15 protein-coding genes are annotated in these 16509 nt (G+C 43.8%); 8 read left to right on the forward strand and 7 right to left on the reverse strand.

Going from position 1 to position 16509, the window contains the following annotated elements:
- The first annotated feature begins 210 nt into the window (after positions 1-210).
- The 3 genes from bshC to EIP89_RS10425 are packed head-to-tail and all read left to right on the forward strand — an operon-like array spanning position 211 to position 4305.
- On the forward strand, positions 211-1857 hold the full coding sequence (gene bshC / locus EIP89_RS10415) for a bacillithiol biosynthesis cysteine-adding enzyme BshC (protein ID WP_160160588.1): 1647 nt from the start codon (positions 211-213) through the stop codon (positions 1855-1857).
- A gap of 46 nt (positions 1858-1903) precedes the next feature.
- Positions 1904-3022 (forward strand): glycosyltransferase, encoded by a 1119-nt coding sequence (locus EIP89_RS10420; protein WP_160160589.1) that lies wholly within the window; start codon positions 1904-1906, stop codon positions 3020-3022.
- Positions 3019-4305, forward strand: coding sequence for a lipopolysaccharide biosynthesis protein (locus EIP89_RS10425; protein WP_124398626.1), 1287 nt, complete (start codon positions 3019-3021; stop codon positions 4303-4305). The genes EIP89_RS10420 and EIP89_RS10425 overlap by 4 nt, the downstream gene beginning before the upstream one ends.
- On the opposite strand, the gene EIP89_RS10430 is transcribed toward EIP89_RS10425, so the two are convergent.
- From EIP89_RS10430 to EIP89_RS10440, 3 genes are read right to left on the reverse strand one after another with little or no spacing between them, the layout of a single operon-like run.
- Positions 4290-5273, reverse strand: coding sequence for a GHMP family kinase ATP-binding protein (locus EIP89_RS10430; RefSeq protein WP_124398627.1), 984 nt, complete (start codon positions 5271-5273; stop codon positions 4290-4292). The two genes, EIP89_RS10425 and EIP89_RS10430, sit on opposite strands and share 16 nt — an antisense overlap.
- Positions 5274-5288: 15 nt before the next feature.
- The gene (locus EIP89_RS10435; protein ID WP_124398628.1) at positions 5289-6227 is read right to left on the reverse strand and encodes an alpha/beta fold hydrolase; all 939 of its coding nucleotides are present in this window, start codon (positions 6225-6227) and stop codon (positions 5289-5291) included.
- Positions 6224-7717: a helix-turn-helix domain-containing protein gene (locus EIP89_RS10440; RefSeq protein ID WP_124398629.1), complete on the reverse strand. Its 1494-nt coding sequence runs from the start codon at positions 7715-7717 to the stop codon at positions 6224-6226. The genes EIP89_RS10435 and EIP89_RS10440 overlap by 4 nt, the downstream gene beginning before the upstream one ends.
- Positions 7718-7860: 143 nt before the next feature.
- Here EIP89_RS10440 and aceB point away from each other — a divergent pair, with 143 nt between their 5' ends.
- Together aceB and aceA are read left to right on the forward strand one after the other, a co-directional pair.
- Positions 7861-9453 (forward strand): malate synthase A, encoded by a 1593-nt coding sequence (gene aceB / locus EIP89_RS10445; protein WP_124398630.1) that lies wholly within the window; start codon positions 7861-7863, stop codon positions 9451-9453.
- Between the two features lie 48 nt (positions 9454-9501).
- Positions 9502-10779 carry an isocitrate lyase gene (gene aceA / locus EIP89_RS10450; RefSeq protein WP_124398631.1) on the forward strand — a complete coding sequence of 426 codons (1278 nt, stop codon included), beginning with the start codon at positions 9502-9504 and terminating at the stop codon, positions 10777-10779.
- Between the two features lie 132 nt (positions 10780-10911).
- Here the strand turns inward: aceA and EIP89_RS10455 are convergent, their stop codons facing one another.
- The gene (locus tag EIP89_RS10455) at positions 10912-11784 is read right to left on the reverse strand and encodes a bile acid:sodium symporter family protein (protein ID WP_124398632.1); all 873 of its coding nucleotides are present in this window, start codon (positions 11782-11784) and stop codon (positions 10912-10914) included.
- Between the two features lie 46 nt (positions 11785-11830).
- Complete coding sequence (locus EIP89_RS10460; protein ID WP_218019365.1) at positions 11831-13336, reverse strand: cryptochrome/deoxyribodipyrimidine photo-lyase family protein; 1506 nt, start codon at positions 13334-13336, stop codon at positions 11831-11833.
- 71 nt (positions 13337-13407) lie between these two features.
- Between EIP89_RS10460 and msrA the strand changes: the two genes are divergently transcribed.
- From msrA to rpmF, 3 genes are all read left to right on the forward strand, one after another.
- Complete coding sequence (gene msrA, locus EIP89_RS10465; protein ID WP_170157629.1) at positions 13408-13962, forward strand: peptide-methionine (S)-S-oxide reductase MsrA; 555 nt, start codon at positions 13408-13410, stop codon at positions 13960-13962.
- A gap of 150 nt (positions 13963-14112) precedes the next feature.
- Positions 14113-14679, forward strand: coding sequence for a YceD family protein (locus tag EIP89_RS10470; RefSeq protein WP_124398633.1), 567 nt, complete (start codon positions 14113-14115; stop codon positions 14677-14679).
- Positions 14680-14690: 11 nt separating this feature from the next.
- Positions 14691-14882, forward strand: coding sequence for a 50S ribosomal protein L32 (gene rpmF, locus EIP89_RS10475; protein ID WP_124398634.1), 192 nt, complete (start codon positions 14691-14693; stop codon positions 14880-14882).
- A 65-nt stretch (positions 14883-14947) separates the two neighbouring features.
- Here rpmF and EIP89_RS10480 read toward each other — a convergent pair whose 3' ends face one another.
- Positions 14948-15199 (reverse strand): hypothetical protein, encoded by a 252-nt coding sequence (locus EIP89_RS10480; RefSeq protein WP_124398635.1) that lies wholly within the window; start codon positions 15197-15199, stop codon positions 14948-14950.
- Positions 15200-15353: 154 nt separating this feature from the next.
- Positions 15354-16433, reverse strand: a complete 1080-nt coding sequence (locus tag EIP89_RS10485) for a glycosyltransferase family 4 protein (protein WP_124398636.1) — start codon at positions 16431-16433, stop codon at positions 15354-15356.
- Positions 16434-16509 lie beyond the last annotated feature (76 nt).

The raw sequence follows: 16509 nt of genomic DNA on the forward strand, positions 1-16509 counted from the left end.
TGAATGGAAAATCGGATGCCAGCGTGCGCTGGAACTTCCACAAATTCCTGATTGACGAAAACGGCAATTGGGTGGAGGATTTCGGTAGCATGACCGATCCATTGAGCGATAAGATCGTAGCTTTCGCTTCCAGAAACAAATAGTCTTTTCATGGTGTGTTGATTCGAGTAGCCGGCCGGGATGGTCGGCTATTCTTTTTACTTTTGTGTAATGATGTCTATCGATCCAAGTCTGTCAACTTCTGTAGTTGTAGAGTCAATTCCATTCTCCAAAACAGGCATTTTACCATCCCTAACGCTCGAATATATCTCCGGCAATCAAGAATTAGTCCCGTTCTACAATCGCCACTTCTCTGATAAGGATTTTTATAGTCAAATCTTAGAAAAACAACTAGAATTCACCGCTGAGCGAAGGGCTATACTCAAAAATGCCATTGAACGCCAATATCGAGAAGCCGGTATTAGCATTGATGAGAGTTCCACATTGCATTATCACATCCAGTCGCTTACATCGCAGAATACTTTTACAGTAGTTACCGGCCATCAATTGTGCATACACACCGGTCCACTGTACTTTTTGTACAAAATCATCAGTACACTTAGCATGGTCAAGCGTTTAAAGAAGCTTTACCCTGATTTTCACTTTGTGCCGGTGTATTGGATGGCCAGTGAAGATCACGATTTCGACGAAATCAATCACTTTCATCACCATCAGGTTCGTTTTTTATGGATTAAAGAATCTAATGGAATGCCTGTTGGCAGATTGCCGCTTGATGACTTTTACAAACTCTTGGAGACTTACTCTGATTTTTTAAAACCTCATAATACAGCTACTGCCGAGTGGATTGAAATACTACAAAGTGCCTACTTAGATGCACCCAACCTTGCGGTAGCTACCCGTCGATTAGTACATGCGCTGCTCGGTGAATGCGGTGTAATGGTGGTCGATGGCGATGACCCTGAGCTTAAAAAGTCCTTTCGATTCATCCTTAAAGATGAAATTCTTAATCAAACTTCAGCCAAGACTGTAAAATCTACTTCTGAGCAGCTTGGCAAGCTGTGGTTTACCCAGGTGAATCCAAGAGAAATCAACTTTTTTTACTTAAGTGAATCTGGTAGGGTGCGCATCGTAAAAGACAAGGATACTGCGTACTCAGCGGGCAACGTTCGGTGGAGCGCGACAGAATTAGAACACGAAATCGAACTGTATCCCGAACGCTTTAGCCCCAATGTGGTAACAAGGCCTCTGTATCAGGAATTTGTGCTTCCGAATCTCGCCTATGTGGGCGGAGCGAATGAACTTGCCTATTGGCTGCAGCTGAAAGAAATGTTTGTTGCCCATCAGGTGCCAATGCCCATTTTGCTGCTGCGCAATTCTTTTGTGATGCTCGACCAAAAAACGCTGAAGTTTTTTGAAAAGAACAACCTTTCGCTTAATAATTTATTCGTTTCACCAAGAACAGTACTTAAAAATATTGTCAAGCGCAGTTCGGCTACCGAAGGACAGTTTGAATTTTTTGCAGAAGAGATAGAAAATCTGTATGAAAAAATAGCCTCCTATGTAGCGTCGGTCGATTTCTCGCTTCAGGCAGCTACTCAGGCTCAGAAAGTAAGGCACTTAAAGGGCTTAGAAAAATTGAAAAACAAAGTGCTGAATGCAGAGATTCGTAAAAACGCCTGGCTTGCTGAGAAGTTAGAATCCATAAATCAAAAGGTATTTCCGGGTGGGGTGCTACAAGAGCGGTATGAAAATGCTGGTCAGTACTACAGTCGCTATGGCAAGGCGTGGATTAAAATGTTGATCGATATTGCCGAAATGCCATCCAATGAGGTAAAAGTGGTCTTTTTGCCCGATTAGTTAAAGGGAGATGGGAAGTTTGTCTTCACCACCTTCAGCAGATATAATGAAGAGGCCAAGAGTGCTCTGGATCACCCCTTGGTACCCCAGTAAGCTGCACTCCACATTAGGCAACTTTGTAAAGCGACATGCCGAGGTGGCGAGTCAACATGCAGAGCTTTTTATATTTCATTACTTTAAAAATTCAAAGACAACGACAGAAGTCGAATTTTTCTCTGAAAGGGATTTTTCTGGAGTACATCTGTATTATACACCTGGTCTTTTTGGAAAAATTCAGTTGTTTCTCTTTTTGGTAAGGATACTCTTGACAAGGGGTTCTTCAACCGACCTGATACATTTGAATATTTTTCACGAAACATACTGGACAGTTTTTCCTCTCAAATGGCTCCTGAAAAAACCCATACTGTGCATCGAGCATTGGACGGGATATCACAACGGCAATTATTCAAAACTGCCTAAATGGAAACAAAGCCTTATTAAGTGGTCTGCAAAGCATGTGGATGAATTTCAGCCTGTTTCACATCATTTAGGCCAAGCCATGCAATCAGCTTTGGGAATCAGCTTGCCGATGCATGTTGTTCCAAATGCGGTGAATGTGGACGTATTTAAGCCAATGCCTGGAGTTCAGAAACAATTTGACTTTATCCATCTCTCCACTCTCGATTTTAAGCATAAGAGGCCTGATGCTATTTTAAGGCAATTTGCTCAAGTATTGCGAAGATATCCAAAGACGAATATGGCAATAGGAGGCGATGGCGATCTAACACCTCTTATTGAACTTGCTGAAGAGCTTAATATCCGGAATGCTGTTACATTCTTTGGTGAGCTGTCGGCTGAGGAAGTATCGGCTTACTTCAATGCATCGCGCTGTTTAGTGCTTTATAGCAATTATGAAAATTTTCCTTGTGTGATTCCCGAAGCCTGGGCTTGCGGTATACCTGTGGTGGCCAGCGATGTGGGTGGAATTAAAGAGTGGCTTAACGTAGAGCAAGGTGTACTTGTCGATCCAAAAAATGAAAGCGACCTGAAAAAAGCGATGATATATTTTTTAGAAAACAGTGAAAAATATCTTCCTGATGCCCTGAGGGCCTATTCGACCGCCTATTTTAGCTACGCCTCAGTAGGCAGCAAATTTTTAAGGAGATATCAGCACTTAATGCGATGATTAAAAAGCTGTTTCAGACCACTGCCACAAGAGCTATTTCTGCGTTTCTTGGTCTCTTAATCTTGTCGATTAACGCTCACCACATTGGCAGTGAGGGGGTGGGAGAGACAGCTCTTTTCAATCTGTGGGTGAGTATATTTTTGATGATTGGAAATCTGCTCGGCGGTTCGGCTATGGTGTATTATGCCCCGCGCCACAAGGTTTCTGAGCTTCTCACAGGGGCTTATGCTTGGGCTTTGGTGGGTTTAGGTATTTTAGGTTTGACTTCAGCATTATGGAGCGAGGGACTTCCGGATGTGAGATATCTGGCTGTGGTGGTATTTTTTTACGCTACCGGCTGGGCTCAGCAATACCTGCTGGTGGGTCGCGATAAAATTCACCTTCACAATGCTGCTTCACTCTCGGTAAATGCAGTTTTGATTGCTTCGCTTGTCATTCAATACCATCTTTTCCGTCCTGATGTCCACCAGTATTTTTTATCGTTAAGCCTAGGAGCAGCAGCGCAGTGGATGCTTTCTCTTATCTTTTTGTGGCCCGACATAAAAAGCGAAAAATTTTCGTTTCGATTGAATTTTGAGATTGTCTTTCGGTTGTTAAAAGATGGATTTCACATACAGATAGGCAACTTAATTCAGCAATTGAATTACCGGTTTACGTATTTTTTTCTCGATAAATGGCTGGGAACGGGAGCTGTCGGTATTTTTTCAACGGTTGTGCAGTTGGGCGAGGGCATATGGCTTGTTGCCAAAAGCGCGAGCCTGGTGGTGTATTCGCGTGTATCACAATCTGGGAAGGATGTGTATGCCGGCATTATCACCTTTGTAACGGCTCGTTGGGTAGGTTTAATTAGCGCTCTTGCGATGCTCGTTTTGGCGTTTTTACCTAATGGGTTTTTTCTAGCTTTTTTGGGGAAAGATTTTTCTGGGCTGGCGCAGTGGCTGCTGGCGATGACTCCGGCTGTGGCTATACTCGCTGCTGGTATGGTGTACTCCCATTACATAGCTGGCAGAGGCAAGTTTGTCGTAAACTTCATGATTTCGCTGGCTGCTTTTGTACCCGTTGCCACTTTGAGCAGTTTTTTTATTAAACAATTTGGTCTTTTTGGAGCCGTCGTAGTAAATACAATTTCTTACACTATCACGGCGGTGGGATCGTTCGTTCTACTTTTGCGATACGTGCACCCTGATAGTAAGGATTATATCTGGCGCTTTAAGCCTGACTTTGCTATTCTGCGAGATAATGTGCTATCGTTAAAAAAGGATGAAGATCAATCGCCAAAATAGATAAGCTTAGAACCTTCATTTTCAAAGTGAAAGGGGAAGAGTCTTAGCTGTTTTAGGGTTTCGATCAGGTAATTTTTTCGATTAGGTGAAATAAAAAATAACATAAAGCCACCGCCCCCAGCCCCGAGCAACTTGCCGCCAAGAGCTCCTGCTTTTAAGGCAGTTTCATAAATCTCATCAATGGTGGGGTTTGAAATCCCTCCGGCCAATTGGCGCTTGAGTTGCCAATTTTTGTGGAGTAAATGTCCCATAGTCTCTAAATCGCCTTCTAATAGTCTATAGTAGAGCTCTTCAGCCATGTCGGCCATTTGACAGAGCGCATTAAACTTGTCGAGCTGACTGGTTGTGTTTTTGTTTTGCTCAGCTAATATGGCGCTGGCACTGCGCTGGCTACCGATGTAAAAAAGTACCAAGTGCTCTTCTAAGGTTTTTTTGTTTTCAGGATTTAGATACAATGGCGATACCCGCACCGATTCGTCAGGCAGAAATTCAATGAGATTAAGGCCGCCGTAGGCAGCTGCGTATTGATCTTGCTTTCCAATGGGTTCGCCGAGAATGTCAATTTCCACTTCACATGCACCTGCTGCGAGCTTTTCTTTGGTCACAATCTTCTGCTGTCGAACCATTAAATTGTGCAAAACTCCTACGGTGAAGGAAGATGATGACCCCATGCCAGTGCCGGATGGAACATCAGCAATGCTGCTGATTTCCACTCCACCGGAAATCTGAAGCTCGGTTAGCACTGTGCGCAAAATGGGGTGTTTTAATTCTGCCACAGAGCTCACAGTTTCAGTCACTGAGTATTTGGTGCGGATTTTATCGGGTTCAAAAAAATCGTGACTGCTTATGTACATGTATTTATTGATGGTAGTGCTGAGTACAGCTCCTTTGCGCCTGCTGTAGAAGGAGCGCAGGTCTGATCCGCCACCTACAAAACTGATTCTAAAGGGTGTTTTTGTGATGATCAAGGCAACTTTTTTTAGTTATTGATTATCAGAGTTTTTTTTGTTTTTGATAAAAAGTTGTTGAATCTGCTCATAGGTCATTGAGTGCAAATGCGTTTCTTTCTCGAGAAAACGGATGATTTTTTTGTTCACATGCTTATCTCTTAGTACCCTTCGATGGCCTAAACCCGAGGAAGTGAGCAGTTGGCTACCTGGCCAATTTTGATGTACGAGTTGAGCTTCTGAGTAGTTCACGTCTTCATCATGGGTGTCGTGTACGATCAAGCCCGGAATGCTGAGTTTCGTAACTACTGTAGCTAAGGAATATTGTTGTATGTTTTCTCCATAGAGTTCCTTAAGCTTAATCATGAGAGCCACCTCAATTTTTTTTGAAGCTCCTATTCTTACACAGAAATCTTTAACGGTATTGCTGATGAGGGCGGGAGAACCAATAACGACTAATTTTCGGGTCGATACACCTCTTATTACAGCATTTGATATAGCCACACCACCCAGTGAATGACCTATGAGAGCGTAAAAAGGACCGTATTCACCGTGAACAGTTTCAACTGCCTGGATAAACTTGAGCAAATCGGTTTTTTTGGCTGGATATCTGCCATGTCCCGGTGCATCAATGGCGAAGGTCTGATAACCTTGTTTAACAAGTTTTTTTATAAGCTTGTAAAATTGAGTGCCCCTTCCACTCCAGCCATGAACGAGTAAGACTTTTGGCCCCTTTTTCCCCCATCTGTAAAGAGTGAAGGGCATATCACTGGCATATAGTGTTTTTTGCAAAGCTTTGTTTTGCCACTTGCGTTCAACGGGTGGAGTTTTGAACGGAATTGGCCTGAAGAAGAACTTTAAAGCAAGTTTCAGAGCTAATTTTGGAGAAAACTTCTCCAACATCCGAATCGTAATGGGAATCCACTTAGGCACTTTAAAACTTGGGACGGGTTTAGTGGGCGAATTGTCTTTCATTCTTTTATAAGGCCTTCGGATTGCAAAATTTGTTTGATAGATTCGATTTCTTGGAGTTTGCGGTAAATTTTTGGTTCGGCTGCTCGTTCTTGGCAGGGGTCGAGCCGACAGCGTTCGCAGGTAACATTTACTTTGTGTGTTGGTATGTTGGGATCGTTAATCCAGCGAATTTTCTTTCGAGTATCGTTATTGACTTCAATTCCGATGCTAATAGAGGTTCGACTAAAGGGTTTTGAAAGAGTTTCTCTTGCCCAGGAGATTACGATATACTCAAGGCCCGAGTCGATGTAGTGCGACTTTTGAACCCCGAGAGCGTGTTTTTTCTCTTGGTTTAGCTCGTTAAAAATCTTAATGCTCATCCAGCGTCTGCAGTAGTGTTCGCCACTTTCATTACCGTGTGGCTGGTGTTTATTGCCCAGATGCAGCTCTTTTGACAGATGAAAGCTCTGGCGATGACCGTCTTGATTAAATCGAAGGAAGAACATCTTTTGAAGTCCGAATCGCCCGGGCAAAATGTTTGTGAGTCTGTACATGAGGGTTTCGGGCGATGTATTCCATTTGCGAAGCATCGATTCCAGAAATTCACCCGGAAATTCCATCGACTCCAACATGTACGACACATCGCTGCAAAATGCTTGCAGTGGTAAAAGGAGAGCCCCTGCAAAATATGACGCTTGAAAATTAATCAGCGCTTGATCAAAGGTTTTTGTGGAGTTCCAATCTTTGTAGTAATACACCCGCTCATGAAGAGGAAGGTTTAACCAGTGGTAACCGATCTCCTTGGCGAGAATAAACGCTTTTTGGTACGGGTGAAGGCCCGGATGAATGGAGAGTTCGTTGCGATCGGGATAATAGAGAGCGCGCAGCTGCTGAAGTACGATTGTTTCAGTAGTGGTGTTTAGTTCGGTCACGAGAGTACCAAACTTTTTTGTGAGGATGTCTTTTAGAAATTCCCAGTTGGCAGCAGCATCAAGTGGAATCTGAAAGTGGCGTGCGCACAGCTCTGTTTCTTTTTCGAGTTGTGGGAAGTAGTTGTCGTGAAGCTCCTGATAAGAGCGCAAGGCTGCCGAGAGGAACTTTTCTTTATTAAGGTCGTAATTGCGGGCTATATCGATGTAGGTCGATATAAAAGCGCTGATTTTAGCAGGCGATTGTGTGATGATTTCGACGAATTTTTGGTAATCAATTCCGAAGTGTTCAAAAGGGAGCTCATCGAGAATGCCCGAATTAAAAATATCAACTAAAGGCGCAAGTGATCGGGGCAGTCGAGTGCTGACGAGTTGGTCATAAGTAGTGCCCAGGGCTTCGGCCAGGTCAGCTATTTTATCGGTTTTAGGGTATTTTTTACCTTTTTCTATCTCGTTTATGTACGATACGGAAAGTCCACTTTTATCAGCTACTTCTTGTAAAGAGAGGTTTTGTTCTGTGCGAAGATGGCGCACTTTAAGGCCAAAAATCAGTCGTATTTTATCTTCTGTAAGCTTGTACATAGCACAAAAGTACTATTTGACTTTAAAAATCTACGTTTTTATGAAAAATTCCAGAAAATCGAAAAAATTTTAATAGCGAAAATTCGCTGAATACAAATTTTCGTTTTAGATTTGTGTCGATGATTTTACAAATTGAAAATCACATGGTCACAAACAAAACCTCCCAACTTACCCTCAATACCCCCTTGCCCGCTGAGGCTTCTCATATCTTCAGTCCTGAGGCAATGGCCTTTGTGGATGCGCTCCACCAAGAGTTTAACGAGCGACGCTTGGCACTGCTTGCTATGCGTCGCAAGCGGCAGAAGGAAATAGACAACGGTGCCCTTCCCGACTTTCTGCCACAAACACGCCATATTCGGGTGGACTTCTGGAAAGCTGCTCCTGTACCTGAGGTCATCGCCGATAGGCGCGTAGAAATAACAGGTCCGGTTGATCGAAAAATGATCATCAACGCGCTGAACAGTGGTGCCAATGTATTTATGGCAGACTTCGAAGATGCCAACTCCCCGACTTGGCAAAACGTGTATGAAGGACAAGTGAACCTCTTCGATGCTGTGCGCCGTCAAATAGATTTTACTGCTCCAAATGGCAAAAAATATGCACTGAATGAGAAAATTGCCGTGCTTTTCGTTCGCCCTCGAGGTCTCCACTTGCCTGAGAAACATCTCAAGTATAGTTCCAACTGCGCTTCAGGGTCATTAGTTGATTTTGGTTTTTACTTCTTCCACAACGCTCTCAAAAGCATCGAAAACGGATTTGGGCCTTTCTTTTACTTGCCGAAACTCGAAAGCCATCTCGAAGCTCGCTGGTGGAATGATGTCTTTAATTTTTCAGAAGACTATCTGGGCTTAAAGCGTGGAACCATTAAGGCTACTGTGCTTATTGAGACGATACTGGCTACTTTCGAGGCAGATGAAATCATTTATGAACTCCGCGAACACTCTGCTGGATTAAACTGTGGTCGCTGGGATTACATCTTTTCATACATCAAAAAGCTCAAAAACCACAAGCAATTCATCTTGCCTGATCGAGCTCTAGTAACCATGGAGACACCCTTTATGGATGCGTATTCCAAGTACGTGGTACAAGTGTGCCATCGCAGAGGGGTGCATGCCATGGGCGGTATGTCGGCTTTCATTCCAGTAAAAGACAATGAAACTGAAAATCAGGCAGCTTTTGAAAAAGTACGCAAAGACAAGCTGCGCGAAGTGCTCAATGGCCATGATGGCACTTGGGTAGCTCATCCGGGCTTGGTGCAAGTAGCCAAAGAAATTTTTGATCAATACATGCCCGAGCCCAATCAAATTCACAAGGTAAAACCGACACATGATTTTACGGCCGCTGATTTACTAACACCTCCGGCCCTTGTTGTTACCGAAAAAGGCATTCGCCACAATATAAACGTAGCCCTTCTCTACATTGAAAGCTGGCTCAGCGGCACTGGAGCAGCAGCCATCTACAATCTGATGGAAGATGCTGCTACAGCTGAAATCTCAAGGGCTCAGCTTTGGCAATGGCTTCACAACAAGGTAGTTACTTCTGAAGGTATTGAGTTCACTGAGTACGTGTACGAAAAACTCAAAAAAGAAGAACTTGCTAAAATAAAAGGAATGGTCGGTGAGAAGCGCTTTGCTTCAGGTCGCTTCCGCGTGGCAGAGTGCATTCTCGATCAGCTCGTGCTTGATGTAGAATTTACTGAATTTTTAACTCTACCAGCTTACGAATTTTTACCTTAAAATCAGATAAACTCCCAAAATAAAAACCAAACAAAAACCCCCAAATCTATGAACAGACAGCAAGCCATTGAAGCCCTGAAAATAGACTGGGCTACCAACAAGCGTTGGGCTGGAATTACTCGCCCCTATTCAGCCGAAGATGTAATAAATCTACGCGGCTCCGTAAAAATTGAATATACATTGGCTCGCCGTGGGGCCGAGCGCCTTTGGAACGACCTGAATACCCTACCCGTAGTTTCAGGTTTAGGTGCTCTCACAGGCAATCAAGCCATTCAAGAAGTGCAAGCTGGGCTTCGCGCTATTTATTGCTCAGGTTGGCAAGTGGCCGGTGACAACAACACTGCCGGCGAGATGTATCCCGACCAATCGCTGTATCCGGTAAATTCCGTTCCCGAACTGGTTCGCCGAATCAATAATGCCTTGTTGCGCACTGATCAGATCCTTTGGATGAACGGCGATACTTCCATCGATTGGATGGTACCCATCGTAGCCGATGCAGAAGCAGGTTTTGGTGGCAATCTGAATGCCTATGAACTGATGAAGGCAATGATAGCTGCTGGCGCTGCCGGGGTACACTTCGAAGACCAGCTGTCATCGGCTAAAAAATGTGGTCATCTTGGCGGCAAAGTGCTTGTTCCAACTCAAGAAGCGATTAATAAGCTAGTTGCGGCTCGCCTTGCTGCCGATGTACTCGACGTGCCCACCATCATAATCGCGCGCACCGATGCCGACGCTGCCAACTTGCTAACTAGTGACGTAGATCCGCGCGATCAGCCATTTATCACAGGCCAACGCAGCTCTGAGGGATTCTACTACGTACGCAATGGTATCGAACAGGCCATTGCCCGTGGATTGGCTTACGCTCCTTATGCCGACCTTATTTGGTGTGAGACCTCTAAGCCCTCTCTTGAAGAAGCTCGCCAGTTCGCTGAAGGCATCCACAGCAAATATCCCGGCAAATTGCTGGCATACAACTGCTCACCTTCCTTTAACTGGGCTGCTAAACTCACCGAAAAACAAATGCGCACCTTCCGCGAAGATTTAGCAGAAATGGGTTACAAGTTTCAGTTCATCACTATAGCAGGTTGGCATGCACTCAACAACAGCATGTTTGAGCTTGCAACCGCTTATCGCGAAGAAGGTATGCTGGCCTATAGCCGCCTGCAGCAGCGTGAGTTTGAAAACGAGCACCTCGGTTACAGAGCAGTGAAGCATCAAGCTTTTGTAGGAACAGGTTATTTTGACGCTATTCAAAATGTGATTACTGCAGGTAGTGCTTCTACACTTGCCTTAGCCGGTAGTACTGAGTCAGAGCAATTTCATTAATAGCATCCCCTGGCTTCAGTTTTCCCCCTCCTTTTTGTGTGCTCTGACGAAGAAACCCCGTCGTAATGACGGGGTTTCATTTAAAAAAATCAATATTAGAGATCAAAAAATGGTTTAAAGGCTAATTGGATATTAGGCCTCAGCAAGTTGTCTTTTCCTTGAAAACCCAATTATGAGCAACCCTCCGGTCATAAACATAATGAGCGAATAAAGGGCAGGAGCTACAGTCATTGCCGGATTTTCGAGTAACGTAGCGGTAATCATAATTCCGAGTGTGCCGTTTTGAATGCCAGATTCGATGACGATGGATATTTTGTCTTCATATGGAATTCCAGTAATAGCACCGGAAAACCAACCAAGGGCCATGGTTGCCAAGTTCAAAAGCAAAGCGGCCAATCCAGCTGTGCGGAAGTACTCTGGCAGGTTTTGTCTTTCTTTTAGAATCGCTGCTAAAACGATGAGAGCAAAAATCACTGCCGAAAAAATGCGCACAGGTCTGTCAGCCTTCTCAGCAAATGCAGATGCTTTTTTGCGTATAAACATGCCAATGGCTACGGGAACCAGTGTAACTCCAAAGATCTGAATCATCGTTTTGCCAACCGGCAATTCGATGTTTGCCTCTTTGCCCATAAAGAAGTCGAGGCTGAAGTTTACAATAAAAGGAATCGTGAAAATGGTAATCACACTGGTGATGGCCGTTAGGGTGATTGACAGAGCGGTATTCCCTCTACTTAAGTGGGTAATTAAGTTAGAAGTTACGCCTCCGGGGCAGGCAGCAAGTACCATCAAGCCGACAGCCAGCTCTTTAGTAATAGGAATGGTGCTAACAATCAATAGCCCCACTAACGGCAGTAATAGAAGCTGATTGACCAAACCAGCTGCCACGGATTTTGGAAATTTTACGATGCGCGCAAAATCGTCCCACGTTAGGCCGAGCCCCATTCCAAGCATTATAATGGCCAGTGAAATAGGCAAAAAAACTTCAGTTAAAATATTGGTTTGCATAGCAGGTAATTTTTCTTGCAAATAAAATGTTAATACTTTTAAAAAGTCAATCTTCCTCTAAAATTTCATCCGTTCGTTTGTCGATGTTGCGCGACGAGGTGGTATGTCTTGCTAGAATTCTCTGATTTTCTTCTATTACTTTCGGCCACTTCTGAGCTTCGTAAAGTATCTTTTGAGCTCTCTTGTAGGCGATCGATAGATCGACGATCGGACGAGGATAATCAATTCCGTAGCGAAAATTGTACATCAGCTCATCCATCGGAATAGTCTTCCATGGTTCATGTACAAGAGGTGCTGGCAACCGAGATAGCTCGGGCACCCATAGTTTGATGAAGTGGGCTTGCGGATCGTGTTCTAAAGATTGTTTTACCGGATTGTAAATGCGAATGGTGTTTATGCCTGTCACACCGGCTTGCATCTGAAACTGCGGATAGTGGATGCCCGGTTCAAAGTCGAGAAACTGTTTCGCCAGATGATGAACCCCCGATCGCCAGTCGTGAAAAAGGTAATGCGTAAGGAAAGAAACCAAAATGGCCCGCATTCGAAAGTTTAGATATCCCGTTGAGCGCACACTGCGCATACAAGCATCTACCAGTGGAAACCCAGTAAGCCCCTCTTCCCAGGCTTTCACTAGAGCCGGATTGAACTCGTAAGGCATTGCTTGGTATCCTCGATTTACGTGCTCAAACTCCATTCGGTCTTCCGATTCAAACTTTTGGATGAAATGACAGTGCCAATGCAGCCTGCTTATAAAGGCTCGAAGCGGGAATTTGGCTGACTTTGGATGCTTGTACAATTCTATGGCTTCTTGATACACGCGTCGTAAACTGACTGTACCCCAGGCTATGTGCGGTGAAAGACGGCTGCAGCTGGTACGACTCTCTTCCGGTTTTGAAATGTGCCGGCTATAGGAGTGATATCTCCCGTCTAAAAAAGTCTTTAGGGTCGATATTCCTGCATCCTCTCCTGCAGGTTGATAGTTTCTAGATTCAATAAGCCATTGATTGCACAGTGTTGTCGGAAATTCAAATGGATGTTGCAAATCAATCGCTGGAAAGGAATATTTGGAAAAATCAGGAGTACACCTTTCGGCACGCATAAATTCCTTCCACTTTTTGTCCCAATCGCACCTGTTACGTAAGCCACGAATCACGCCAAATTGCCTATACTCTTGCCATTTAATGCCAGCCGAACGAAAGTATTTAGCAAGCTGAAGATCTCTTTCATAAGTAGTGCGAACCCCTGTCTCTTGATATGAGTATACAGAATATATTCGATATTCAGTATGGATGAACCTGAAAATATCAAACGCATCTCCATACGCTATCCACATGGTGATGCCCTTTTTCTCTAGTTTGCCTTTTACCTCTAATGCAGACTGGAGTTGAAAGGCGAAATGCCTCGAGCTGTAATCAGGATGATTTACCAAAGCTGATTCTGCAATCCAAAGAGCTAAGACGGGATTTCCAGCCTGTAAGGCCTCTCGCAATGGACAATGGTCGTGAATTCTCAAATCGCGTTTGTACCAAACGACGGAAATAGGATTTCTCAATGGTCGATGAAAATGCTACAAGAAAACAAGCTGCCCGTGTGGTGGTTTAATAAATGTATAAACAAATGTAGATGAAAAAGCTGTTTTCTTTGCTTACCCTTTCAGTCCTTACCCTAAATGCTCAGAAGATGAACGACAAAAAATATGAACGTGCCATATTGGCTTCAGGCTGCTTTTGGGGCACCGAATACCATTTGAAGCGCATCCCAGGCGTCATCAGTACTCGCTGCGGATACACCGGCGGACATGTACCCAACCCCACTTACAAGCAAGTATGTACCGGAACTACCGGTCATGCAGAAGCCGTAGAGGTCATCTACGATCCCTTAAAAGTGAATTTCGAGACAATTTGTAAGGTATTTTTTGAAACGCATGACCCAGGTCAGTTAAATAGACAAGGACCCGATATTGGCCATCAGTACAGAAGTGCAGTCTTTTATTTAAATGAGGAACAAAAGAAAATTACCGAAAAACTGATTGAAATCCTTCGCAGTAAAGGGCATAAAGTAGTAACCGAAGTAACTCCGGCAGGTGAATTCTACCCAGCTGAAGATTACCATCAGAATTACTACGATACTAAAGGCACTACGCCTTACTGCCACTTTTATGTCAAAAAATTTGATTAAATACTTCGGTGTAGCTCTGAACAGTAAAGTGTTAAAATTACAATCCACCTCTTGTAAACACTTTAATTAGCGCTTTATTCACTACTTTTGCAGCCCTTTAAAAACAGAGATAAAAAGGAAAGAGTAGGCTCATTTTTAACTACTTGAAAGATGTCAAAAAAAGATGAACGCTGGCTAAAAGAGTTTGACGTGCCCTTCGTCGGCATGAAGGTGGGCGTTCATCGCTTTGAATATACCCTCGACGATGCCTACTTTGCACACTATGCCACTCAAGACTTCAGAAATGCCCGCCTCACTTGTAAGGTGGAGATGGAAAAGAAACCAAATATGCTTGTGTTTGGTTTTCAAGTAGGTGGCAAAGTAGAGGTGGATTGTGATATCAGCACCGAACCTTTTGACCTCGACATATCTGGCGATTGGAAATTGGTCGTAAAATTTGGCCCTACTTTCATTGAAGAAGAAGATGGAATAATGACGCTTCCACACGAAGAACACACGATCAATTTATCGCAGTTCATTTACGAAACAGCCGTACTCGCTATTCCCCTTCAGCGAATACATCCAGGCGTGGCTGACGGTACCTTTGAAAACGACGTAACTCGAAAATTAGCCGAAATCAAAGTAGATAAAATTTCTACTGGCATAGAGCCGTTAGACGAATTTCCAACCGATCCACGGTGGGAAAAATTAAAAGACTTAAAAAATAAACTCAATTAATATATACGACCATGGCACATCCTAAACGCAGGCAATCCAAAACCCGCAGAGATAAGCGCAGAACGCATTATAAAGCCGAAGTTCCTACTGTTGCTATTTGCAATGTAACTGGCGAGGCTCACTTGTGGCACAGAGCCTACTGGCACGAGGGCAAGCTGTACTACAAAGGCAAGGTAGTACTCGATAAGCAAGCCAACGCTTAAAAGAACTTTTGAAATAACCGTCGTAACAGCCGGCCCAAGGGTCGGCTTTTGCACTTTAAACCTTTTTAATTCTCTGATTCCCACTCGCTGGTGTGTGAAAACTTGATGTGTGTATTGTCCTGATACCACTGATTGTTGTACGACTCGGGAGCTACAAATGTTTTGTCCTTTAAAATGATGTACACCAGCAACAGCAATACTGCAGGCGATACAGAAAATAAAAATAATCCGAGTGCGTAGTAGCCATTTAGGTAGAGAAACGGGCTAAGTATACCTGTAAGCAGATGAATAAAAGCTACGAAGGAAATGGTTCTCATGTTAAGTGTTTTTTAACGTAAACGATGCTCTATGATAAATGTTTTTGAAGTCTTTAAATTCTAAGAGCAGGTGTTCTATTTATTTAGAGCCAATTCCATTAAAGTGAGCCGTACGTTCATGAAATTAATGTTTTCATAAAAAGGCGTTTAGCCTTTACTTATCTAATACACGTCGATAAACCTCAATGAGTTTTTTGGTCGATTTTTCCCAAGAGTTGTTTTCATAAAAATAATCTCTCTGTTCCGCTGCGGGTGGGGTTTCGAGAGCGAGCATAAGATTTTCTGTAATGTCCAATAGATTGACAGGGTCGCAGTAGAGTGCATAAACGCCAAAAACTTCGGCAGTGTCACCCCTGTTGGTTACCACTATTCTACAGCCGGAGGCAGCTGCTTCAAGCGAGGCCAATCCAGTCGTTTCAAACCACGAGGGCTGTGCGTGCACGCGATGCTCCAGATACAAGTCGAGCAACTTTTCGGGGCGCACATGGCCTGCAAATGTAACCCGATCGCCAGCCAACCAGTGCACATACCAGTTGTACAGCAGCGAATTTTTACCTGGCTTACCCACCAGTGTGAGGGGAGCATCGAGTTTACCAGCCGCTTTTATAAGCTTTGCTTGGTTTTTAAGTCCTTCAATTCGACCAACTGACATTATTCCTTTTCGCCTGTGCCATGGCGTATCTTTTGTAAAAAAAATCGGATCAATTCCCAGGGGAACAACATCCGTAAAAGCGGGGAGCAAGTTGCAGTAGTTGTAAATCCTCTCCAGTTCGCTACCGGTAGCTGTAATCAAACAATCGGCGTTTTGAAGGATTTTTCGAATAGCCTTTTTATGTCCGTCTATCAAATATTGCCATGCGCTGTAAGGCAATTGGCCTAACAGCATTTTGGCTGATGCTTTAAGATATTCGGCATTGTCGCGACCCACAAAAGCCATGATGTCGCGCATAGGCCAAAATCTGCCACGCACGTCGTATTCTCGGTAATCTACAAACAACGAAGAGATAACCAGTGGTGACCGAATGCTACTCAGATAGGGATATAGGTCATAAGGGCGTCCTAAATTGAAAAAGTGTAAAATGTCGTAACGTCTGCCACTGAGTGCTTCATCCGACTCAATGATTTCGACACTTACTCTGAATTTTCTTAAATATTCAGCTGTTTTTAATACCTGAATCGTGTCGCCACCGATATGTTCCCGATAGCCTTTGCGAATTAAGATGAGTACTTTCAAATACTTTTTTTTTGACAAAAGTATATGCCGATGAATAGCACATTCAGAAACTGGTAATTACCTTGCACACAAAACT

This window comes from Thermaurantimonas aggregans, from assembly GCF_003851885.1.
GTDB classification, from domain to species: Bacteria; Bacteroidota; Bacteroidia; order Flavobacteriales; family Schleiferiaceae; genus Thermaurantimonas; species Thermaurantimonas aggregans.